The organism is Stenotrophomonas sp. YJH_SMC_73, assembly GCF_059370155.1.
The window spans coordinates 63,393-85,839 of sequence record NZ_JCAFTJ010000003.1; the positions used below are offsets into that span (position 1 = coordinate 63,393).

The 22,447-nt window shown below is 63.5% G+C and carries 19 protein-coding genes and 1 pseudogene; 6 read left to right on the plus strand and 14 right to left on the minus strand.

Annotated elements, in window-relative coordinates; all coding sequences use genetic code 11:
• Positions 1-38: 38 nt before the first annotated feature.
• On the minus strand, positions 39-2,234 hold the full coding sequence (locus tag AC5P8R_RS05560) for an AsmA family protein (protein WP_495223065.1): 2,196 nt from the start codon (positions 2,232-2,234) through the stop codon (positions 39-41).
• Between the two features lie 133 nt (positions 2,235-2,367).
• On the opposite strand from AC5P8R_RS05560, the gene AC5P8R_RS05565 reads away from it, so the two are divergent.
• Complete coding sequence (locus tag AC5P8R_RS05565; RefSeq protein ID WP_053494701.1) at positions 2,368-2,847, plus strand: GNAT family N-acetyltransferase; 480 nt, start codon at positions 2,368-2,370, stop codon at positions 2,845-2,847.
• Positions 2,848-2,869: 22 nt separating this feature from the next.
• On the opposite strand, the gene AC5P8R_RS05570 is transcribed toward AC5P8R_RS05565, so the two are convergent.
• Positions 2,870-3,988: an ATP-binding protein gene (locus AC5P8R_RS05570; RefSeq protein ID WP_197561090.1), complete on the minus strand. Its 1,119-nt coding sequence runs from the start codon at positions 3,986-3,988 to the stop codon at positions 2,870-2,872.
• A gap of 302 nt (positions 3,989-4,290) precedes the next feature.
• Here AC5P8R_RS05570 and AC5P8R_RS05575 point away from each other — a divergent pair, with 302 nt between their 5' ends.
• Positions 4,291-4,671, plus strand: a complete 381-nt coding sequence (locus AC5P8R_RS05575; RefSeq protein WP_481441403.1) for a DUF3653 domain-containing protein — start codon at positions 4,291-4,293, stop codon at positions 4,669-4,671.
• Positions 4,672-4,707: 36 nt separating this feature from the next.
• On the opposite strand, the gene AC5P8R_RS05580 is transcribed toward AC5P8R_RS05575, so the two are convergent.
• Entirely contained in the window at positions 4,708-5,136 is a 429-nt protein-coding gene (locus AC5P8R_RS05580; protein ID WP_197590998.1) for a hypothetical protein, read from the minus strand.
• Positions 5,137-5,494: 358 nt separating this feature from the next.
• On the opposite strand from AC5P8R_RS05580, the gene AC5P8R_RS05585 reads away from it, so the two are divergent.
• Complete coding sequence (locus AC5P8R_RS05585; protein ID WP_197590999.1) at positions 5,495-6,706, plus strand: hypothetical protein; 1,212 nt, start codon at positions 5,495-5,497, stop codon at positions 6,704-6,706.
• 36 nt (positions 6,707-6,742) lie between these two features.
• On the opposite strand, the gene AC5P8R_RS05590 is transcribed toward AC5P8R_RS05585, so the two are convergent.
• The 5 genes from AC5P8R_RS05590 to AC5P8R_RS05610 all read right to left on the minus strand — a co-directional run bounded on the left by AC5P8R_RS05590 (position 6,743) and on the right by AC5P8R_RS05610 (position 13,428).
• Entirely contained in the window at positions 6,743-7,252 is a 510-nt protein-coding gene (locus tag AC5P8R_RS05590; protein WP_495223066.1) for a hypothetical protein, read from the minus strand.
• A gap of 5 nt (positions 7,253-7,257) precedes the next feature.
• Positions 7,258-7,743, minus strand: a complete 486-nt coding sequence (locus AC5P8R_RS05595; protein WP_495223067.1) for a DUF4124 domain-containing protein — start codon at positions 7,741-7,743, stop codon at positions 7,258-7,260.
• A 465-nt stretch (positions 7,744-8,208) separates the two neighbouring features.
• Positions 8,209-8,520 carry a hypothetical protein gene (locus AC5P8R_RS05600; RefSeq protein WP_164076869.1) on the minus strand — a complete coding sequence of 104 codons (312 nt, stop codon included), beginning with the start codon at positions 8,518-8,520 and terminating at the stop codon, positions 8,209-8,211.
• Positions 8,521-8,720: 200 nt separating this feature from the next.
• Positions 8,721-9,281, minus strand: coding sequence for a hypothetical protein (locus AC5P8R_RS05605; RefSeq protein ID WP_140222830.1), 561 nt, complete (start codon positions 9,279-9,281; stop codon positions 8,721-8,723).
• A 4-nt stretch (positions 9,282-9,285) separates the two neighbouring features.
• Positions 9,286-13,428 carry an RHS repeat-associated core domain-containing protein gene (locus AC5P8R_RS05610; RefSeq protein ID WP_495223068.1) on the minus strand — a complete coding sequence of 1,381 codons (4,143 nt, stop codon included), beginning with the start codon at positions 13,426-13,428 and terminating at the stop codon, positions 9,286-9,288.
• Between the two features lie 372 nt (positions 13,429-13,800).
• On the opposite strand from AC5P8R_RS05610, the gene AC5P8R_RS05615 reads away from it, so the two are divergent.
• The 3 genes from AC5P8R_RS05615 to AC5P8R_RS05625 all read left to right on the plus strand — a co-directional run bounded on the left by AC5P8R_RS05615 (position 13,801) and on the right by AC5P8R_RS05625 (position 15,841).
• The gene (locus tag AC5P8R_RS05615) at positions 13,801-14,556 is read left to right on the plus strand and encodes a hypothetical protein (RefSeq protein ID WP_495223069.1); all 756 of its coding nucleotides are present in this window, start codon (positions 13,801-13,803) and stop codon (positions 14,554-14,556) included.
• A gap of 457 nt (positions 14,557-15,013) precedes the next feature.
• Positions 15,014-15,370: a hypothetical protein gene (locus AC5P8R_RS05620; RefSeq protein WP_049439759.1), complete on the plus strand. Its 357-nt coding sequence runs from the start codon at positions 15,014-15,016 to the stop codon at positions 15,368-15,370.
• On the plus strand, positions 15,371-15,841 hold the full coding sequence (locus AC5P8R_RS05625; RefSeq protein ID WP_495223070.1) for a hypothetical protein: 471 nt from the start codon (positions 15,371-15,373) through the stop codon (positions 15,839-15,841).
• A gap of 103 nt (positions 15,842-15,944) precedes the next feature.
• Here AC5P8R_RS05625 and AC5P8R_RS05630 read toward each other — a convergent pair whose 3' ends face one another.
• From AC5P8R_RS05630 to AC5P8R_RS05655, 6 genes and pseudogenes are all read right to left on the minus strand, one after another.
• Entirely contained in the window at positions 15,945-16,571 is a 627-nt protein-coding gene (locus AC5P8R_RS05630; protein WP_495223071.1) for a nucleotidyltransferase family protein, read from the minus strand.
• Entirely contained in the window at positions 16,547-17,608 is a 1,062-nt protein-coding gene (locus AC5P8R_RS05635; RefSeq protein ID WP_495223072.1) for an XdhC family protein, read from the minus strand. Before AC5P8R_RS05635 ends, AC5P8R_RS05630 begins: the two co-directional genes overlap by 25 nt.
• Before the next feature lie 8 nt (positions 17,609-17,616).
• Complete coding sequence (paoC, locus tag AC5P8R_RS05640; RefSeq protein WP_481478621.1) at positions 17,617-19,821, minus strand: aldehyde oxidoreductase molybdenum-binding subunit PaoC; 2,205 nt, start codon at positions 19,819-19,821, stop codon at positions 17,617-17,619.
• A complete protein-coding gene (locus tag AC5P8R_RS05645; RefSeq protein ID WP_197620862.1) occupies positions 19,821-20,771 on the minus strand; it encodes an FAD binding domain-containing protein in 951 nt (316 codons plus the stop codon). Before AC5P8R_RS05645 ends, paoC begins: the two co-directional genes overlap by 1 nt.
• Positions 20,768-21,416 (minus strand): annotated as a pseudogene (gene paoA / locus AC5P8R_RS05650) (aldehyde dehydrogenase iron-sulfur subunit PaoA). The gene AC5P8R_RS05645 and the pseudogene paoA overlap by 4 nt, the downstream one beginning before the upstream one ends.
• A gap of 233 nt (positions 21,417-21,649) precedes the next feature.
• Entirely contained in the window at positions 21,650-22,378 is a 729-nt protein-coding gene (locus AC5P8R_RS05655; RefSeq protein ID WP_495223073.1) for a hypothetical protein, read from the minus strand.
• Positions 22,379-22,447 lie beyond the last annotated feature (69 nt).

Sequence of the window (22,447 nt, forward strand, 5' to 3'; positions counted from 1 at the left end):
TACGCACCGGGGCCGCCAATGGATGCAGACGGTTGTCTTCAGCGCGACGAGCCTGCAGCACCCGCGCCCTGGCCCGCTGGCAGCAGCGAAGGCTGCTGGTCAAACCACTCGCGTGCCCTGGCCAGATGCCATTGGCGCTGGTCGCCGTCCAGCTCGATGCCCGCACCCAGCAGCCCCCACCGTAGATAGAGATCACCGCGCTTGCGCTGTTCCAGCAGATCCAGCCGCGCGCGTACCGACAGGCGGTCGTTCTCGGCCTGCAGGCCATCGATGACCAGATGGCCAGGGCGCCAGCGCAGCGTCGCCTGGGCCTGTACCTGTCCGGAATCCAGCAGGGACAAGGTCCAGCGCGGGTAGTCGGTGCGCTCTGCGAACAGCGCCAGCAACGGTCGTGCATCGCTGAGATCCAGGTCCGTGGTCGCATCCACCTGGAACGGCGACTGCGCATCGATGCGCCCACGCTTGAAGTCCACGCGGCCTTTCCATGCCGTCGAGCCCTGCGTGCCCGCCACCTGCACGTTGCGCAGCTCGACCGTGGTGCCGGACAGATCGAAATGACGCTGGTTGAAGTCTCCCCGGCGCAGTGTTGCGTTCACGTCGATATCGCCGCCCATGTCCAGCCCTGCCACCTTTGCACTGGCGTTGCGCCCCAACAGCCGGGCCGTGCCATGGCCGACGCGCCCGTCGGTATCGAGGGTCGCATCACCACTCACGGTGCCGGTGCCACGGAGCAGTCGCACCTGGGGCGAACCCAGGTAGCGGTTGTAGGCGGTCAGATCAGGGATGGTGGCTTCACTGAAGCGCAGCTGCGCGCGGACGCCTTTGCGCAGTTCCTGCAGGCGGCCATCGCCGGTCAGGTCCAGGGCCAGATCCCGGCCGTCGAACAGGCGTACGTCCTTGGCATCGCCTGGCCGCGCGGTGAAGCGGGGCAACCGGACGGCCAGCCGCGCCTGGCTGGGCGTGCCGGCCTTCAGTTCGCCGTGGGCACTGGCCGTGCCCGCCAAGCGCACACCCGCCACCTCGGCCACGGCTTCGGCTGCAGGAATGTCCACGGTGCTGCCTTCGGTCAGCTCGCCGTTGCGAAGGCGCAGGTCCGCCTTCAGCGTGCCGCCGCCATCCAGCTGCAGCCACGGCTTGCGCACGAACAGGGCAGGGATCCAGTTGAGCGAGGTGAACGTCCATTCGCCGCGCACTGTGCCAGAACTGCGTTCCAGCAGCTGTGCGGGCTGTTGGAAGGGAATGTCCCGGCCACTGATATGCAGATCGGCATCCACCTCGCTGCCTGAACCGGACTTTTGCGGCAAGCGGGCCTGCAGGCGCAGGTCCTTGGCCACATTGAGTTGCAGCGCCAGCATGCCGCGATCGGGGGCGCCGTCGCCCAGGTAGAGCGGCACCTGCCACAGCGCTTGGTCGCCGGGCTGCAGTTGGCCATCGATCAGGTGGAGTGCGGCCTGCAGCCGTCCGGGCACTGGTGCGCTGGAGATCTTCGGCGTTGTGGCATTGGTGTCCATGCGCAGGCCCTGGCTGCGGGCATCGACCTCGAGCTGGGCATGCAGCAGCTTCAACTTGGCCAGGCCGGGCGCCTGGTCCCGATAATGGCGCGGATAGCTGAAGCGCGCGGTGAGATCCATGTCGCCCAACAGCTGCACTCCGTCAAAACTGGTGTCCGCATCGCTGAATGCAACCTCGGATTCGAACAGTTCCGACGGCCCGCCGCGCAGCTGCTTGAGGAAGCCCACCGTGCCCTGGCCCTGGCCGATGATCAGCAGCTTGCCGAAACGTGCGCTGCGGATACTGTCGCTGTGGATGGCATCGAAGCGCAGGGTCCAGCCGCGGTCGCTGCGCGGCGGTGGCGGGATGGCCTCTTCCACGCGGCTGATCTCGGCCGAAACCCCGGTGGCCTGCAGCCGGGGCACCCGCACCTCGCGCTGGAACAGGGGCAGCACCGCCAGACGAGCGCTGGCGCGGTCGGCGTGCAGCACGTAGACCGTGTGGTTCACATGGCCGCGCATGTGCACGTTCCAGGCGATGACATGGCCTGGCAGCACGGTAATGGCCGGCCCAGTGGTCATCACGAACTTGTGCGGCTTGCGGTTGGTGACCTGGTCGAACAGCGGTGTGTTGAGGAAGATGTTGCCGGCCAGCAGGTACAGCAGGTAGATGCCCAGCAGGACGCAGGCAGGAACACGCCACCGTCGAAGCCGGTGCGGGATATGCGCGGAAACAGGGGACATCTACTGCTCTGAAGGCCGGAATATCTGCAACTATTGCCGAGCCGATGGCGGTGGCGCGTGAAGCAGCTACGGAGCAGGCGTTGGATTCTGGTAGTGTCCGGCCTGGTCACCACCACAGATCTGCAGGAGTCGCATGGATATCCGGCCCGCCCGTGCAGGCGATTTCGACGTGATGTGGGGCATGTTCGAGCAAGCCATTGCGACGCAGGATGCGCTGCCCTTTGCTGGCTCTTTCGCTGTCGAGACGTTTCGCGCGCATTGGTTTCAGGCCCAGGTACCTCATGTAGCTGTGCTGGAGGGCCGGGTTGTGGGCATGTACAAGATGGGCCCGAATTTCCCTGACCTTGGGGCGCATGTGGCCAGCGCCACGTATGTGGTCGACGCCGCGACACAGGGGCGGGGCGTGGGCCGAGCCCTGGTGGAACACAGCCTGGAGCGGGCGAGGGCGGAAGGGTTCCTGGCCATGCAGTTCAATTACGTGGTCAGCACCAACGGCCCGGCGGTGGCGCTGTACCGGAAGCTGGGGTTTGCGGTGGTTGGAACGCTGCCAGAGGCCTTCCGGCATGGCAGGCGCGGGTTGGTCGATGTCTTCGTGATGCACAGGTTCCTGTAGTGCCGTCGCCAGGTCGGCCGCATCAATCAGCATTCTTCGGGAGTGTGATGACGAATGAGGTGCGGCCATCACGCCATCGTCCATGGACAGTGCCGCGGTGCGCGTGGCAGATTTCCCGGACCAGGAACAGGCCGAGGCCAAGGCTCGCGTGTTCTCCCTGTGACGCGTTGTGCGAGCCTCGGCGCAAGGGATCGAACAGGCTGTTGAACGCTTCGTCCGACAGTTCGGCCCCCGTGTTGCTCACCGTGATCAGGATCTGGTCGGCGAGGCCCTCAAGGCTGATCCGCACATCGGTGCCGTGCTCGCCGTACTTTGCGGCGTTGGTCGTGAGGTTGTGAACCGCCTCGCGCAACGAAGAGGCATCGAAGCAACCGCGGGCATCGCCTTCAACTTCATACGTGATGGGGACGTGGGGCAGGGCAGCGCGAAGCAATTCGACTTCCTCGCCAAGCGATTGGGCAAGATCGCAGTCCACCGGATGAATGGCCATCCCATCGCCCAGCTTGCTGCGGCTGTAAGCCAGCAGGTCGTCCAGCAGCTTTTTCATGCGCATGCTGCCGTTGATGATCCGCTCGGCCTGCTTGGCCAAAGCTGGGTCCTGCAGCCCACTGGCCAGGGTGTCTGCCGAGAAGATGATCGCTGCCAAGGGGCCTCGGAGATCATGCCCGAGCGCCGCGAGGAAGATCTGCCGCCAGGATTCGACCTCGGCAGAGAACTGAGCAAGGGATTCGGCCACCGCCTGGTCGATGGCCTCATTGAAACGAAGGATGTCATCGATCGATGAAGTGACCAGCCGCTGGTCGGATGCCCATCGCCGAAGTACCGAAGCCCGAAGCGCTCGATACTCAGCCACCATCTGGTTGAGGCCAAAGCCGGCGATGGCGCGGGTTCGGCCATGATAGGACGCGGCGGACTCGGGGCCGGGTTTCAACGGTGCAAGCCCGTGGGACTTTGCGAGCTGCTGGGAGTCTGTCTGCGGCGATCTGAGATCGTCTATGACCGCCTGAAGAATCTGGGGAAGATGATTCCGAAGTTGCTTTGCGCTGAACTCGACGGTATCGGGTGCCTGCGTTTCGGCGAATGCCACCGCGTCGTCGAGGATTTCTCGCGCATTCCGTTCGATAAAATCAGCCAGGCGCATCGCCAAACCCGTCCTTAAGTGGTGCGCCGAGCCTACACGAGGGCGTTTGGATACGGGGTGAGAAAGGCTCGGCCTGTGGGGCGCGGTTCTGCCGGTGTTGGGGCGGCCAAGGGGGAGCCTGCAGCGCGGGTTGGGCCCGGGCGGCGGTCGCCCGGGCCAGTCTGGCTAGAACATAATATACATTATGCGAAATTGCAGATCCGCCGGATCTGGGCCTTTGTTGGCTCCGCGTGGCAATGGCTGGGCCTCTGGCTTGGCTCTTGCCTGCGTCCTCAGTCCCCGGCCAAGGATGAGATCGCGGCATGATTGAGTTTGACCCGCACCACCGTATCGACTTGACCGGCCCTTGGGCCGGTTTTTCTTTCCTCGGTGATCGCCTGATCACACCCGAAGGCCGCGAGCTGCTTCCCGAAGATCTGGCCTGGCTGTCACTCACCGCCTGCCAAGCGCAGGAATGGCGCCGGATGATGGAAGCTGCACGCTCGGCGCCAGATTCCCATTGCTCAATACGTGGGAACAATCGTGCTGCAGTCGCGTGGGATCGTCCTGCCACTGTCGTCAATCTGCTGGACGTGGTGAGCCGGCGCAAACAGCGGTCGGCGGTGGTGATGGCTGGCCCTGACGCCGAGCCACCAGCGGCAGTCCTACCAGGATCGGGGCCGAGGCCTCGCCAGCGCGGATGAGGCGTTTCCGTAGGGGCGCTGCCCCTACACCCCGGATCACTGCTCCCGGCAGCGCAACCAGCCGCCAGAACGCGAGGATACCTGTTCCCACCCGTTTGGCAGCCTACGCATCGCCTGACCGCCAATGCACGCCATTCCTGAGCGTTTGGCTGCATCCGTACCCATCGCAGGTAGCGCCACCACCTCGGCAGATGGACTTGGGCGTCCCGCCTGCCTGGACTCCTGCTGTAACGCATTGGCCTCAATCCCATCGCAGAGCGGTTTCATGCCCGGATGAGGATGGTTCGGCCAGCGGTACTGTTCACAGTTGAATGGTGTTGTCGTCTTCGCCATCGAGTTATACGCGGCCTTGGGCGCTGCCGGAATCGGCTTTGGCGCTGGCCCCCTCGCTGAATGAATCTGCTGTGCTGACGCCACGCTGGTCATGACCAGCAATGCACACATCGCCGCAAGTCGAATGTCCATATTCCCCTCCAGATTGGAGGGATGGTACTCGATGCCGTCAATTTACGTGACGCATCACGCCTCGCCGTATGATGGAGGCTGCACGCTCGGTGTGGTCGATCAATAGTTCCAGAGACGTGCGCAATCAAGATGCCAGAATCCATCATCATCCCGCCACTGTCGTCAATCTGCGGGATGTGATGACCCGGCGCAAGCAGCGTTCGGCGGTGGCGTTGGCTGGAATTGACGCCGTTCCGGTGGCGGCAGCCCTACCCTTACCGGGGCCGATACCTCGCCAGCGCGTGTGAGGCGCTTCCGCAGGGGCGCTGCCCCCACGCCCGAGTACAATCGCCTGGACACAGACCTGTATGGGGGCGGGATGACGTTTCTCGAGGTTTTCTATAACAAGCTTGTGAAGCATGGCTTGAGTGTGAGCCTCACAGCGGATTCAATTGTGTTGGTGCGAGAGGGAAAGCACGACCTCACCATTAAAGCTGACCCGACCTTCGAGGCGGACTACTCCCGAATGCAGGGCGCCCGGAGTCGATCTTTCAAGCCTGAGACTAGGATTCTTCAGGTCAACAACTCAATTGAGGTGCAGCTTGTACCGCTCGCACTCTCGCAGGGCCCTCGCTCCCGTGATCCAATCAACCTAGCCTCCGCAAATGGGGACGAGGTTGTAATCGGGCCGTCGACTAACGCCTTCGCCATGAGTCTGCTAGAGGCGGATGCTATTCCGGCGCAGCATATCGAGAGGATGCTGAATCGAATTGGCAGTACTCAGCTTAGGAATATTTCTGTTAGCGAATTGGTACCAAGGACATACTCGGGTTGTTTCAAGCGGAAAGGAAAGGCCATCCCTCCAAACTTGGAGGAAACGGCAATTGGGTCAATCAGGTCTTCGCTATTCGCCCTTGCAATGCAGATGGACGAATGCTTGGAAATATGGCAGCCCCGGAAGTACTGGAGCTTCAATGACCGATCGTCTGGTGAGGGGGGCTTGCAGATTCCGAAAGCTTCCTACGACACCAACGTGGTGAGCTTTTATAAGGTTGCGAAGTCGTCACCCTATCCCAGTCAATCCTTTCTGGCGTTCTACAACTGTCTTGAGTATTACTTCCTCAGGGTTGCAGAAACCAAACTGCATGCACGTCTAGCGGTCGTTCTGAACGATCCATCCTTCAAAACGACGACGGCAACGCTTGACAAGGTCGTGTCGATCGTCAAGGGCGATGAGCGAAGGAGTGACGAAACTGAGCTGCTGAGAAACGTGCTTGACAGATACGTCGAAGAGCGCGAGATGATCTCACTCATTGAGAGGGTTGAACGGGAGTGGGGCGAGAACGTTTATACGAAGAAGAGACGCGTCTTCGGGGAAGAGCTGGTTGTATCGAAACAACCCGGCCACGTAATCGGAAACGTGGCGAAAGCGCTGAAGCACATTCGAAACGCCATCGTTCATTCAACGGATCGCTACTCCCGCGAGGAGTGTCACGTGCCGCTGTCGGCTTCAGAGGACATTGTGGCTCAGTATGTGCCTCTGATCATGTTTAGTGCGGAAAGAGTGATTTTTGGCACTTCCTCACCGTAAGAGACATCCCCGTGCTCTGCGCATTACTCACGCAATTTAGAAGCTTGCCGGATACGGAGGCGTCTCCGGGAACGTGCCCAAGGGGCGCTTCCCAACTGCAATTAGGGTGCTCCCGTTCGCCGCGGCGGTGGTCGGCTGTGTCTCGCTCGCGCTCGTCACAGGCGACCCCGCCGCAGCCTTTATGCGCGCGGTCGTAGCATCGGACTGCTCGCCAAACGGGTCCACGGGCCGAGTCGTGGCGATAATCTCATGCCCCTTAGCGCTCAGTAACACGCCGAATTCGGTGCGCTTGACAGACCATCCCAGCGCCCACAGCTGCTCCGTGGTGAATCGATCGAGTACTTGCCCGCCGCCTGACGCGCGAAACTCCACGATGTCGCGCTGACCGTACCACCCGGCGTGCCTCGCCCTGGCACTGGCCGCCATGTCCAGAATGTACTGAACGCCCGCAGGAAGCTTCTCCTTAGTCTTGGGCGTCTCGACAACCTTTGTAACCACCGTGGCCGGCAAGCGCACCTTTAGCCTGGCGTCGATGGATATTGGCATGGCGTCTATTTGTCTTCTGGATAGGATCTGGCGAGGCCAGTGATATATGCAAGCGGCCTACTTGCAGGCCGACCAAACCATGTCATCCATGCGGCGGCCGACCATGTAAGGCCGGTTAGAACCGTACATGCGGAAAACACGCTCTCGCTCGGCCTTGGCGGCTTCGCATGCTTCCGGGTCCCTGTACTGAGAAATGTTGTGGAGGCGTGCGCCACCACCGCCGTTCCGATAGACAGGCTGCGTTGGTGCAGGTCGGGGGCGATAGACGCTGAATTCTGCTGTCGAATTGCGTCCAGGCGGCGCTCATTCTCAATGACGCCCTCAGATCGAGGCGCGACCTCCACGGCCCACGTCTTGGCCGCCTCGCCGTTGGCGCACGGCGCTGACTGGTATTCGGTTCCGGCCTTGGTGACGCATTTGTAAATCTGCTGGGCGACCGCAGGCGCGGCGAGCGCACACAGCAGCAATCCAGCTGCAATCCTTGTGAACATGGCATCCCCCTGATGCTTGAGCGCCAAGGAAATGGCTGGCGCTCACGGCGGCAGTATAAGCGCCACCAGCCCAAGACACGCCAGATGCCCAACTTAGTAGCCGTAGAAGGCCCACCGGCCACGCGGCACCGGCCAAGCCACCCGAGACATGCCCAATGCGACCGGAATCGCTGCCAGCGCCCACAGGTTGCCGTTGAACCAGCAGATCGCGGCGAAGGCCGAGACCAGTACCAACCAAGCCGAGCGACCACGGAAGACTTGTGCTCCCAGATCGCGCAATGGCCCGGGCAGCGTCGCCCCCATTCTTTGCCAGTATTTCCTGTGCTACGGGATAGCCGAACCTGTTACTGATCTTCGGCAAAAGAGTATCCAGTGGCGACCACGATAGTAGGACTTCAGAGCATTTCTCGCCGCCACTGTCTGTTCCAAAGACAAGCCTGCCCTCGCAAGTTGAAGCGCGGGAACCTACTTGCCAGCTGCCTTCTTTCCTGATAGTGCAGTCAAAAATATCAGAACAAGCGCAATGCAAACTGCCACGTTGAACAAGAGAATGGGGCGTATGGCGAGATAGATTTCACCGACTCCGATGGAATAAGATCCATGAGTGGACTGCGACCCCAGCGCTCTGGCAATGATCTGAATCCACACAAGCGCAGCAATCTGAACGGCAGCTATTCCAATCGCGGATAACAGCCGTCTGGTAGGAGTTCTGCCGGTCATTGCGAAATACGTAAGCACCGCGAGAACAGCGTAGAAGGCAAGCAGCGTCCAGGTCATCATTCTATCCCCCGCAGCCGCAGCCTGTAGGCCGGTTGCCCAGCGTCTCATGCATCGCTTCGATTGCACCTGCGTCGATATCGGCTCGACTATCCGCATCCCAGTTGTGAGGTGGCTGTGTGCCCCCCCCCCCTCGATAAAAACCCCTTGTCGCGACTGCATGGGCTACGACCCGTGCATCCCTTCCATCGAGCAACCCGCTAGTGAATGTCGAGGCCTGATTCCTTGCGATCCACGGAGCCCTTGCGAGGCGAAGTCTCGACTTTGCCCTGGCTCGGATTTTTCGGGAGTGGCTCGTTTTTTGCGCAAATATCTCGCATATCTGGAAAGGATTTTTGACACCAAAGCACCCACTGAGATGCGTTATTCTTCCGCTCTATTGCTGTGCCGCCGTTATATACAAATACAAAACTCTGGCCAGTAGCCTCATTGAGTATTGCTGAAATTACATCGTGAACAGTCTCCGGGGTGTATTCGCGGCGACTTTCAAATCCAGAAGGATCTCTATTCGTCATTACGAGGCCTGGGGAGGCGAGCGGTCGATTATCTTCAAGATGCCCAACAAGATAAGGGATTGCACCTCCCCCCAGTAACTCGATCTGATCAACAGCGGCCTGGCGCTGCTTCTGCGTCCCTGCCAATCTTTTGACAAGGTCGGATACTATTGGATCTAGGTCTCGCCCAGAAAAATCCGTCGTGCAGGCCGAGAAAGAAATAAACAGGCCTATCGACATGGCAAGCAACTTAAGGATCGAACGCATGATATCAGCCTCCACAGTCGCAGTTGCATCCTAGGGCGTTCAGCACTCCCTGGCGATCGGCGGGCGTCACCTCGCCGAGGTGCTCTGCCATCACCGTGCCCTCCCAGCCCGGTTGGGGAGTGGTGTGACCTGGTCGATCTTCTATGTATCTATCTCCCAGTTTCATGATGTGACCAACTTCGTGGCTTGCGACCCATGTGTCTTCGCCAGTATACCAGTTTATCCTATTGGATCGCCCCTTGCCGGGCAATAGGTTAACTTCAGTCGCGCCAATCCCCCCTATTTTAGTTTTTACATCGAATCCTGGGGCTGACCAACTTCTTTCAACGCTGGAGAGGAGTGATGTAATGCGAGCACTATCTGAAGCCGCCTCCCCCTTGAACTTGAGCTTTACAGTGATCTTTGCTCCTTCCTTCGTGCATTTACATGAGGCCTTCAAACCGAGTTCGTCAATTCGATCCGTTGGCCGGGCGGCCGAATAGCCATAAGTGCTAATCCCCCCCATCAACCCAATCGGATCACTCTGCGAATACCGCCCCACAGCCGGGTCGTATTCCCGCTGGTAGTTATAGAACAGCCCACTTGCAGCCGTCGCCTGCTGGCCCGGGAAGCGCAGCGCCAGCTCGAACGCCACACCATCACTATCCGGGTCGGCACTCGGAATCTGGTTGCCAAATACCTCGCTCTTGTTGCTCCACTCCCAGATCGCCACATCGCGCACCGGATCGATCACCACGCGCGGTGTGCCCAGATGATCCGGTTGCACGTAGGCCAGCTCTGGCACGCCGGTAGCCGGCACATTGATCAGCGCCACCGGATAGTTGTCCAGCCAGATCGCCTGCTGCTGCGCCTGACCCGTGGCCGAGTAGTTGCCCAGCCACTGCCCCGCCTCGTCGTACAACGTGATCTGCGCAGCGCCACCGGCCGGGGTACGCAGTACGCGTTCACCGCGATGGTTGTAGGCGTAGCTTTCCAGTACAGCATCGCCCTGCTTCACCGCGTTCATGCGGTTGGCATCGTTGTAGGTGAAGGTCTTGCCGCCGATGCCGGTGGTGTTGCCCGCCGCGTCATGGCTGCGTACCTCGCCATCCACGGCCGTCAGCCGGTGGCTGGTTGCTGGATAGGTATAGCTGGCGGTGCCTGCCGAGGTGGTCAGCGCGGTGCGATTGCCGGTGGCGTCGTAGGTATAGGTTTCAATCGGTGTACCGGTCGTACCGTCCTGGGTCTGGGTCAGGCGACCCAGCGTGTCGTAGGCGTACTGGGCCAGCACCGTCGAGCCTGCGCCGTTCTTCAATTCGGTGATTGAACCGACGGGATCGTAGCCATAGCCCAGCGACAGGCCGCCCGCGGCCGGGTCATGTACCGCCTGCGGGCGGTAATCCAGATCCAATGGGCGTTGTAGCTGGCGACCATTGCCATAGGTCCAGCCAGTCGCCGGGCCGAGGGCCGCATAGGTCACGTTGTTCACCACGATCTGGCGCGCCTGGCCGGGTCGGCTCAGGCCGATCTGGCTGATGCGCCCCTGGGTATCTCGCACGTAGTCGGCCACACTGCCATCGGGGTACGTCAACGCCGTCAGGCGGCCCGACTTGCTGTAGGCATAGCGCAGCGTGCTGGCAACGTCGTTGACGGTCTGCACCTTGCGGGTGACCTGGCCGAAGCGGTCGTGGCAGTACTGGGTGCTGCCATTGGCGTGCAGCACCTGCCCCAGGCGTCCCTTGGCAAAGCGCTCGTCGGCAGCACAGACCGCTGGTGCGACGTCGTAGTTGTAGCCCACGTCGAGATTGGGGTCCGGGTAGGCGACGCCGATCAGGCGGTTGAGTGCATCGTAGTGATAGGTGGCGGTGACGCTACGAGCATCGGTGGCCGTCTTGCGGTTGCCTGCCGCATCCACGGTAAAGCTGCTAGCGCCACTGTCTGGGCTGACCTGTCCAGTCAGATCGCCGAACCCGTTATAGGCGTACGTGGTATGCAGGCCCTTCGGGTCGGTGACCTGGGTGACCTGATCCAGCGCGTTGTACTGGCTGCGGATCTCCGCCGCCACGCCATCGACATCCTGCAATGTGCTGGCCAGGCGATTGAGCGGATCGTATCCGAGCTGGGTTCTCCGCCCGAGGGCATCGGTAACCTGGGTGGCGTTGCCATTGGCATCGTAGCCAATGTCGGTGGGGTCACCGCTGGAGGTGGCCAGTGTTGTCAGCTGGCCGAGCTGGTCGTAGATGCGCGAAAGTGTGTGTGTGAGTGCGCCGCTGGCATCCAGCGTGTCCTCTGTCACCCGATTGCCCGCATTGTCGAGGGTGTACTGCCGCGTGTTGCCGGCATTGTCGGCAATGCTTGTCAGCCGCTTGGCCGCATCATAGGTGAACACAACAAAGGCGCCGTCTGGCTGGGTCGCCTGCTTGACCAGGCCGTTGGGCCAATAGTCAAAGCGCGTGATCTGATCATCGGCCTGGCTCGAATCATCAGGTCCACGAACGATGCGGGTAGAGAGCCAGCCACGTGGGTGATAACCGTAATCGGTGACTACGCCGTTGGCGTCTCGCATCGAGAGTACTCGGCCTGCACCGTCGTAGGCCAAGTACTCGGTGATGTGCCCCAGTGCATTGCTGACCTTCCACAGATCCCCCTTCCGGTGCGGGCAAGTGGTCGGGGTACCGGCACAGGCCGCGTCATCGGAGGCGTAATACTGATAGGTCGTAAGCTCCGCAACATCGCTGCGGGGACCTTTGATCGAAGTCAACAGGCCTACGAATGGGCAGTTCCCCGCGTTGACGTCGGCCTGCTCGCAATAGGTCGTGGTGGTGGTCCGAGCCAAGCTGGAAGCCGGATCGTGCGACGTTGCGCCTACTGCTTGCCCGCGTGTGTTGTATGCCCAGGTCCAGCGTGAGACCGGTACGTCCGCTGCATCGTAGATGCGGCGCTCGATCGGTACCCGGAACTGGGGGTGCCAGTCAGTCTGTATGGTGCGCCTGTAGCCTTGGGTGTCGTTGGATGCGCTGATCTGCTGGGTCAGCAGGCCCCGGGCATCATAGTCCTCGTCGGTAGTAACCCCGTTGAAGTCCGTGAGGACGTCGGGATAGCCATTTGCGTCGTAGCTGCGCTGGCTGATCTGCGAGCCGCCGCACTGACTGCATAGCTGGTCAATCGACGTTTGCTTGGCGCGACCCAGGGCAAGGGTATAGGCATAGGTGGTGGTGTTGCCCAGCGCATTGGTGACCTGTGATTGTTGTGAACCATAGGACACCGACACCCGATCAATCGGGCTGTCCAAGCCGCCATGCCAGCTTGCAACGGCGCGACCCTGGGTGTCGTACTCCCAATTCGCAAAGGCCTGGCCGGTTTCATCCACGATTCCCGTCAGCAGCAACGGGTCGTCGCTGTCGGTGTAGGCATAGCCGACGGTGGAGAACGTCGCGCTTGCTCCTTCCGTGGTGTCATACCGCACCCGGCTGAGGTTCTGCTGGGTGTAGACGTACTTGACGGTGCGCCCATCTGGGCGCGTCACCGTGCTGAGGCGACCGGAGGAATAACTCATGCTCAAGCGGCGCCCTCGCCTGTCGGTGACGTCCCTTAACGCCCCGCTCGAGGTGTAGCGCAAGCTCAACACATCGCCGTCAACGTAGCTTATCCGTACCAACTTGCCATCGAGGTTGAACTGGTAACGGGTATCGTCGTCACCGTCCACCTCCCATCCGGTTTGCGTGCCATTCTGTTTCACCACCTTCAAGCGCTCACGCACGTCCGCGTCGGGTAGCCAGACATCCTGGTCTTGGCCGACAAAGCGATAGCTGTCGCCGCTGGGCAGGTTCAGCCGGCGTACCAGTACTGCCCCCTCGTCGGCAGTGGCCAGCGAAATCTGGAAGCTGTGACGCCAGCGCGGCCCCAGCTCGATGCCAGGATTGCTGTCGATGGACAGGCTGTTGTAATGACGTTGCAACGATAGGTGGCCAGACGCGTCCGACACATCCGTCTCGGTCTGAACCTTGATGCCCAGCAGCGCATTGATCGGATTACCCACCTGCGTGGCGCCGGTGGTCACGTCGCACTGGTTGTTCTTGCCAGGATCCCAAGGCGGCAGCACCACGCCGCCGCAGTACTCGTCGATGATTCGCGGGTTTTCGCAGTGGTAGGTCCCGAGACCGAACAAGGCGTTTGATGCATTATCCCGGCACGATTGTGACCCAGGGCTCGCGCCCGCCTCCTGGTACAGCTCCACACATTCGGGAGGGACTTCAGCCCACGCCGGTCCTGCAGCCAAGCAAGCGAAGACACCCATCCATGCAATTCGACCCATCCTGTGGTCTCCCGGCAATCCATTAAGCGGCAGAACCCGCATTAACGCGGCATCCTTCCGGCGTCGTTCACCGCCGCAACAGCAGCCAGTGAGTGCAGCCGAGTCTAATTTGCTCCGGGGCGGCCATACGTTATGGTCATGTGAGGGTCATTCTGGTAATTACCCGTTTCCACCGTACTCCTCCCCCACTATAGTTCCACCCCTCACAAGGACGAGGCGGCACACATGCCCTATATCGGAATCGGGCTCCACGTACTGGCGGCCATCTACTTCGCGGTACACGCCATCCGCTCGGGCCAGAGCCTCTATTGGCTCATCCTGCTCTTCTCCTTCCCACTGCTAGGCAGCATCGTCTACTTCCTGGCGATCTACTTCCCGGAAGTCCGCAACTCGCGCGGCGCCCGGCAGGTCGTCCGTTCCGCCAAGCAGCTCATGGACCCGGGCCAGGACCTGCGCAGCGCCCGTGCCGAACTGGCGCGCACGCCCACCGTGCAGAACCGGGTTCGCCTGGGCATGACGCTGCTGGATGCCGGCCAGGCGGAGGAAGCCAGCACCCTGCTCGAGCAGGCGGCCAGCTCGCCGCTGGGCGACGATCCCTACATCCTGACCGGCCTTGCCCGTGCCCGCCTCGATTCCGGGCAACCCGCGCTTGCGGTGGAGACGCTGGACGGACTGTTCGCCCGCCATCTGGATGTACGCCGCAAGCCGGAACAGACCCTGCTTTACGCGCAGGCACTGGCGGCTGCCCAAGCGCCCGGCATCCGCGCCGCGTTCGAGCGAGCCGTGGAATGCGGAAACGATGCCGCCGCCCGCTGCCTGTACGCCGAGTGGTTGATGGCACAGCCGCAGCCCGACGACCGTGAGCAGGCCCGCAGCCTGTTCGCCAGCATCATCGATGATGCCCAGCACTGGTCGCGTCACGCACGCAGCCACAATGCCGCATGGCTGGAGCGGACCAAGGTCGCGTTGAAGGGCTACTGACGCCTGGCGGCCTTTGGCAACCCTGTCGCATCCGCCTCGTTCACGGCCTCGCCGGACGGATGCCGACACTCGTCAGGCGTGCACCGCCGACATCGACAACAGCCTTGCGGCGCAAGGCTCCAGGCCCGTTGCGCCATATGCAACGATTCTGAAAATGTTGAATGTGGTGACGGCATCGGCCTTACTGCATTGGCATCGCGCACAACCGGGCGTATTCCTTTGCGTGCCACCGGAAACGGGTGGCCGGGATTCGAAACCCCGGTTCTACGCTGAAGTAAACGCTTGCCAGCCGGCATCACCCCTCAGGTGGTGCCGGCTGGCAATCCGTCGGCCGACTATGGCGGGCGGTGCGTGGAGGCCTTGTGCCTGCCGGTTTAGCGTAGACCGGGTTTCGAACCTCGCACCGCCCGCCACCTTTATCGGTGGCGGCTTCTGCATGCACGCAAGGAGCCCAGCCATGACCCAGCCCCACTCCCCTGCCCCGCACCCGATTCGCGACACGCCTGCGAATGGCCCTGCGCTGGACCCGAACACCCTCATCGCCCTGCTGCACAGCATCGGCTCGGGCGCCGCCTCCGATGGCCAGCCCTGGCCGGAACGCCATCAGATGCCCGGTCGACGCATCGCCCTGGCGGACACCGACTGCTCCTTGGCCGGCCTTCGCGTGGTGCTGGAGATCCTGCTGGCCGCGCAGCGTGCCCGCGAGAACGGTGAGCTGGAGCAGTACGTCGGCCCTCGCGTCATGGAGGGCCTGATCATGGCTGGCATCGGCCTTACCGCACACGCCAGTACGCGCCTGCATCCGGAGGGGTGAGTGGCGTGGTGCCGCTGGGCGGCCAACGCGCTCTGTCTTGTGGTGGTGGTTGCGGCACAGGCGCAGTGGCCGGCGACGCCGGCGCCCTCGCCTGTCGCGTTCCAAAGCATCAACGACGATCGATTCTCACAACTGCGCCGCCAGGCGGTGCAGTTCGTGGACTCTCGGCCACGACAGGGCTTCCAGTTCGTCGAGCGGCGCCGAGATGCCGAGTTCCAGGTTCATTGCCGAGGCATACCCGTGCTGTGGCTGGAGAGGCGCTCGCACCATCTGCTGTTGCAGGTCTCACTGGACTCCGAGCAGCGGGCGCCCGCCGTTGTGCAGCTTGGTACGTTGCTTCAATGGCAGCTGGAGCCGGTGGGCTATCTGGAGCAGGTGCTGGCTGACGTGCCGGAACCTGTTCTGTCGGATCGGGTGCTGCAGATTCTTGCTAGTGATGTGCCTGATGGGGCGCGATGTGGCGTGCCGTAGTCGAGCATGGCTCGACTCTACAGGGCTCGGGCAGCAAGGGTTAGGGCTCCAGCCCTGCCGCTCGTCACCTGCGCGACAGGCATTGGCCCAGTGACCATGCGGGTCACCTCCCGGCATCGATCCAGCCCGCATCGCGCGCACGCGCAAGATCTTCTGGCGTATCGATATCCAGGCCCAGTTCCGGTGCCTGCAGGACATGCACCGTATCGACAGGAAGTTGCCGCAGGCGCGCTCCGAAGCCCCGGTCACCGGCTGCACCGACAGGGGTGAACCAGGCGCGCGGCACGACTGCGGGAACGCCAAGCGCATTTCCGTGGCGGGTGCCCGCGCACGTTGACGCTGCGGCGCGGGCACCGGAAAGCAGCGCCTGCAGATGGGAGCGCTCGATTGCGGGCTGGTCGCATGCCACGATCATCACCGCGGTCACCGTGGGCAGCAGGTGTGCGCCGGCAACCTGCAGGCTGCTCGCCAGGCCACGCTCCCAGTGGTGATTGGTTACCGGAGTGGCATCCAGCCCGGCAACGCTGGATGTCACGGCCTGTGCGTTCGCGCCCACCACGACCAGGACTTGCGCTGGCGCGAGCTCCCGCGCTAGCCGCACTACGCGGTGTACCAGGGTCTCGCCCTGCCGGGTCAGAAGCTGCTTGGGCTGGCCAAGTCGGGTGCTCCCGCCGGCAGCAAGCACGACGATCGCATGCGCGTCAGTCACCTGCCGTGCGCGCCTCGCCATTGCTGCAGCTGCGCGGCGATGCTGAGCGAAATCGCCTCTGGCCCTCGGCCGCCGATGTTCAGGCCGACCGGTGATCGAAGTCTCGGGGAAAGGCGGTGGCGCTGATCCGGTGTCAGCAGCTTGAACAGGTCCTCGCGCCTTCGCCGCGGACCCAGCAGTCCAATGAACGCGACGTTGGTATCAGCCAGGGCCACCAGCGCCTCCCGGTCCAGTTCGAAATCGTGATGCATTACCAGTGCCGCGTCGCACTGGTCGCCATGAAGGGCCTCGGCCGGGCTGGTCTGAAGATGCGTATCCGCGCACTGCCCGGCTGGGGCCCAGCGCGCTCGCCGTTCGGCCACGCTGACCCGCCACCCCAGGCCGCGCAGCAGCGGAACCAGGAAGGGCGTTTCGGGACCGCCCCCCAACACCAGGGCCCGCGGAAGCCGGGGCAACGGCAAACGCCACGCGCCCTCGCCAAAGGGCTGTGTACCCTCCATCGGATGCAGCTGCCACGCCTGCTCGCGATGGCCGGCACGGAAAACGACCTGCCCCGACGTGCGAAGGTCGCGCTGGAGTGACACGCCCTTGCGCAACCAAGCCTCGATCACGTCGTCGATGCCGGCCATGGCACGCAACGGCAGCAGCGCAATCCGAAGCCGGCCGCGGCAGCCGAGCGCGGACCCGCTCAACAGGTCGTCGTCACTGCGGGTGTCGATCTCGATCCAGTCGACCCGCCCTGCCGCGCTCACCTGCTCCGCGCGTCGCGCGAGCTCGGGCTCCAGGCATCCGCCGCTCAGCCAGCCGACCTGGCCGCCGTTGCAGAACAGCACCATGTCGCCGGCACCGGCGTAGGTGGAGCCATCGGTTTCCAGCACCAGCGCGAGCACGGCGTGCTCCCCCGCGCGCACGCGCGTCAAGGCCGTCTCGAGCACGCCGCGCGGGCTACCTTCGGCGAGGAAGCCCGGCGCTGCGGACAGGTCCTCGGCAAGATCGCCGGGCTCCCGTCCGCCTGCGGCGGAGGCCTCCAGAGCGGGCGAGGCTACGGGTCGGTCCATGCGCAACGTCAGCCTATGTCGGGCAAGCCGGGCAACAGCTTGTCCAAGGTGATGGGATAGCTGCGCACGCGCACGCCGGTTGCGTTGTAGATCGCATTGGCGATCGCGGCGCCAACCCCGCAGATGCCCAGTTCACCCACACCCTTGGCCTTCATCGGCGAGATCACCGGATCCAGCGTGTCGAGGAAGACCACCTCCTGGTACGGAATGTCGGCGTGCACGGGAACCTCGTAGCCAGCCAGGTCGTGGTTGATGAACAAACCAAGCCGTTTGTCGACCACCAGCTCCTCCATCAGGGTCGCGCCCGCACCCATCACCATCCCGCCGATGACCTGGCTGCGTGCAGACAGCGGATTGAGGATGCGGCCGCCATCGCATACGGCAAGCATGCGGCGAATGCGCGTCTCTCCAGTGTAGGCATGCACGGCGACCTCGCAGAAATGTCCTGCATAGGTGCCGACGTCGTAGCCTTGTTTGAAGTCGCCGAAGGCAATGCCGTCCTCCGCCGACAGGGTTCCCGCCTCCGCCAGCGTGATGGTCCGCCCATCCGCCTGGATGCGGCCATTGGCGAAGTTTGCGGTGTCGCCGTCGAAGCCGAGTTTCTCGCCCACCTTGCGGCGCAGGCTGACGCACGCCGCGTACACGCCCGCGGTGGAGCTTGCCGCGCCCCACTGGCCGCCGGAACCGGCGGAGGCGGGATGACGGGAGTCACCGAGGGTGACCTGGACCTGGTCCAGCGGCACGCCCATGGTCTCGGCTGCCGTCTGCGCGATGATCGTGTAGGAGCCGGTGCCGATGTCGGTCATGTCGGTCTCGACAACCACCCCGCCCTGGCCGTCAAGCCGGACCCGCGCCGCCGACTTCATCGTCGGTGCGCCGCGATAGCCCGCGGACACGCCCATGCCGACCAGCCAATGCCCTTCCCTGACCTGCGCCGGCTTGGCATTGCGCTTGTTCCAGTTGAAGCGCTCCGCGCCTTCGCGCAGGCAGCGCACCAGGTTGCGGTCGGAGAACTTCTTGGACGGATCGCCGGGCACGACCTCGGGCTCGTTGAGGATGCGGAACGCGATCGGATCGAGGCCCAGCTTCTCGGCCATTTCGTCCATCGCCACTTCCAGCGCCATGTGGCCCGGTGCTTCGCCCGGTGCGCGCATCGCATTGCCTTCGGGCATGTCGAGCGTGGCGATGTAGTTGGCCACCAGGCGGTTGGCGCCTGCATAGAGCTTGGGCGTCTGCAGGGTGCCGTTTTCGCCATCCTCGCCGTTGATGTTGCCCGACCAGTTCTCATGGGCGATGGCGGAGATCCGGCCATCCTTTCCGCAGCCGATCCGCACGCGCTGGAGGGTGGCGTGCCGGTGCGTGGTGTTGTTGGGCATCAACGGGCGTTGCAGCGCGATCTTCACCGGTCGCCCGACCTGCTTGGCCGCCAACGCGGCCAGCACCGCGTCGGCGCGGATGAACAGCTTGCCGCCGAAGCCGCCGCCGATATAGGGCGAGTCCACGCGCACCTTGGCAGGGTCGATGCCGAGGATCGCCGCCATGCCCTGCCTGGCCCAGTCGATCATCTGGTTCGCCGTCCACAGCGTGAGCGTGTCACCCTCCCAGGCGGCGATGGTGGCGTGCGGCTCCATCATCGAATGACTTTCGTCGGAGGTGTGATAAGTCTCGTCGAGCTTGACCGCGGCGCTCGCGTAGGCGGTGTCGAAATCGCCCAGCGCCTGCCGGTCGGGCTTGCCGTCACGCCCCTTTGCCAGCGGCGCGGTCGGTGCCAGGGCCGGGAAATCGAAGCGGCCCTTGCTGCGCTCGTAGCGGGTGCGGATCAGCGCCGCGGCGGCGCGGGCCTGCTCGAAGGTCTCTGCCACCACGCAGGCGATGGCCTGGTGGTAGTGGGCCACTTCGGGTCCGCCGAACAGCGGCGCGTTGTTCCAGTTCGATTTGCCGACCGGCTTGGTTTCCGGTGCGGTGATGACCGCCAGTACGCCGGGCGCGGCACGTGCGCGGGAGGCATCCATCGAAATGATGCGCCCCTTGCCGATACCCGCACCGACGATGTAGCCGTAGGCCTGGTTCGGCGCCACGTCATGGCGCTCGTAGGCATAGGGGGCGGTGCCGGTGGTCTTGCGCGGACCGTCGATGCGCGGCGTCGGTTTGCCGACGACCTTGGCCTTGTCGAACAGGTTGTCGCCGGCGGGGGCGTTGAATTGAAGGGGCATCAGCGCTCTCCTTCCACCAGCACGGCCGCGAGGGTGCGCTCGGCGAGCGCGATCTTGAACGCGTTCTCCGGCGTCGGACGGGCGCCGGCGAACACCTGCCGGGTCGCGGCCTTTACGCCATCGCGCAGCAGCGGCTCGGCTGCCTCGACGCGCCACGGCTTCGGCGCAACCCCACCGAAGGCGAACCGCGCCGAACCGTCTCGCTGCACGACCGCAGCGACCGACACCAGTGCGAACGCATAGGACGCGCGGTCACGTACCTTGTGGTACACGTGCCGACCGCCCAGGGGCTCCGGCAGCGTGACGTGGGTGATCAGCTCACCGCGCTGCAGCACGTTGTCCTGCTGCGGCCTGTCGCCGGGGGAACGATGGAAATCGGCAATCGGGATGCTGCGCGTACTGCCGTCACCGCTGACGGTCTGGATCGAGGCGTCCAGCACCCGCAGGGCCACCGCCATGTCGCCCGGATAGGTCGCGATGCAGCTGTCCGAGGTGCCGATCACGCCCATCTGCCGGGAGAACCCCTCGAGTGCGCCGCACCCTGATCCGGGCAGGCGCTTGTTGCAGGGCAGATGGGGATCGTAGAAATACGGGCAGCGCGTGCGCTGCAGCAGGTTGCCGCCGGTGGTGGCTTTGTTGCGCAGCTGCCCGGAGGCGCCTGCCACGATCGCGCGGGTCAGCACCGCGTAGTCGCGGCGCACGCGCTCATGCGAGGCCAGCGCGGTATTGGTCACCAGCGTGCCGATGCGCAGGCCGCCCTCGTCGGTGGGTTCGATCCTGTCCAGGCCGATGTCCTGCACATCGACCAGGTGCGCTGGCGTCTCGACCTCAAGCTTCATCAGGTCGAGCAGGTTGGTCCCTCCGGCCAGGAACTTCGCGCCCTCGATACCGGCGACGGCCTTGGCGGCCTCGGCCGGGGATTTCGCGCGTTCGTAACTGAAGGCCCTCATGCGCGCCTCCCTGCAGGGGTCACGCCTGCAACCTCTTCCATCGCCTCGGCAATATTGGAATAGGCTCCGCAGCGGCAGAGGTTGCCGCTCATGCGTTCGCGCATCTCCATGTTGGTGGCCCGGGGCCGTGCGCTGACGTCTGCCTGCACATGACTGGGGACACCCCGCTTGATCTCGTCCAGTACCGCCACCGCCGAGCAGATCTGCCCCCGGCGTGCAGTACCCGCACTGGTAGCCGTCATGCTTGATGAAGGCGGCCTGCAGCGGATGCAGGTCATCGGGGGTTCCGAGGCCTTCGATGGTGGTGATGGCATCGCCCTGGTGCTGCACCGCCAGGCTGAGGCAGGCATTGATGCGCTCACCGTTGACCAGCACGGTACAGGCACCGCATTGACCGTGGTCGCAGCCCTTCTTGGTCCCGGTCAGCTTCAGATGTTCGCGCAGGGCATCAAGCAGCGTAGTCCGCGTGTCGAGCTCAAGCTCCCGCCGCTTGCCGTTGACGGTCAACGCCACCGTGCTGATGACCGGCGGCCTGGGCGGCGGGGGCGTCGCCAGTTCGGCGGCGAGCGATGACGCCCCCGGTGCGGCGGACATTGCCACGGTCGTGACGCCGCCGGCGATCACCTGGCGACGCGTCAACTTCATTCCTTCATCACAACTTGGCACAGTGACCTCCTGGCGTTCGGGAAAATCCCGTGGCTGGATGGACGCGCTCACACTACCCAAGGGGCACTATGCCCATCTGCGGGGTACAGGCCTGTGAAGTCGGCGACATGTACGATCCGACCAATGCAGGCAACCGCGACTTTTACTCTTCAGCGCGGCACTCTTGAACCATGCGTATGCTTCACTGGATGGCTCACAGTTCTGTTTATCCCTCACGGCGCTGGCTTCGAGGGTTCGGGCTCGTGGATAGAGCCCTCTAACAATGCCACGTAGGTATCCAGCCTGGTGCGAAGGCCGATCAGCATCCAGCCCAGCAGGTACAGCAGCACCATGGCGAAGATAAGCAGTGCGCCTAGCAATCCAACATCGAAAGCGCCCGCCCAGTCGCCCCATTTCCATCCGCGGAACTGCAGGTAGAGGGCAATCAACAGCGGGAATGGTCCAAGCCGCTGCAGCCCGCCATACATCATGCCCATGCGCTCAATCATGTTTGTGCGCAGGTGACTGACGTACTTGAGGCGCCGCTCGCGCTGGACGCGCGGGAATCCGCGAAGCTCGGTCACCACCGCTTGCCAGTGCGCGAAATCGCCATCCATCTCCCGCGCGTGCGAGAGCCGAGGCTGACTGAACTGGCGAATGCCCCTGCGGGCGGCCAGGACGCCCCCGACAATGAACCCTCCAATTTCGATTGCCAGGCAGGCAACAACCACCTGGAGCACTACGCCAACAGGCAGCCATCGATCCGGAAGCTGGCCTGTGAGAATGCCGACGATCGCCGCACCCATGCCGATGCGGAACGCCCACGTCTCCTCCCTGCCCGCCTTCGGGTAGATGCTGTGCTCAACCAGCCCCTGCACCCGCTGATAGAGCCAGTGGAATGTCAGTTCCTGCGAATCCGTCGTTGCCGGCGGATCGACGCCGCCCCTTGCCTGCATGTCCATTGCGCCCCTGCCCCGGCCGGCGCAGATGCCGGCCGCCCCATCGTACCTGAGCGCGCTTCGGAAGGCGCC